This is a genomic window from Penaeicola halotolerans, assembly GCF_016464625.1.
GTDB lineage: Bacteria > Bacteroidota > Bacteroidia > Cytophagales > Cyclobacteriaceae > Penaeicola > Penaeicola halotolerans.
In genome coordinates this window covers 1-232 of record NZ_JAEAGO010000245.1, presented here as the reverse complement: position 1 = coordinate 232, position 232 = coordinate 1, and the positions used below count along the sequence as shown (strand labels likewise).

Annotated in this window: 1 protein-coding gene; it reads right to left on the bottom strand. The window is 37.5% G+C overall.

Features of this window, described 5'->3' with window-relative positions:
* Positions 1-2 precede the first annotated feature (2 nt).
* Positions 3-232, bottom strand: a 230-nt coding sequence (locus I5349_RS14155) for a hypothetical protein (RefSeq protein ID WP_226391404.1), incomplete at its 5' end; no start/stop codon positions are given.

The window sequence follows — 232 nt, the reverse complement described above, 5'->3', positions numbered from 1 at the left end:
CTCTAACTAAAACTTTCCTTTGATCTTTTATCAAAGGAAAAATTCACTTCTGTAATAGCTGCCTCATTACTCGGCTGTTCTATAAAAATAAGTCTACTGCTTAATTGTCTACCGCTTTCTTCAAAGATGGATATTTCATTGTTCCCCACAGGCAGATTCCCTCTAGGTATCCTTACTCCTGCAAACCCAAGATTCAAATCCACTTTTTGAACATATCCTGGAAAACCTCCAG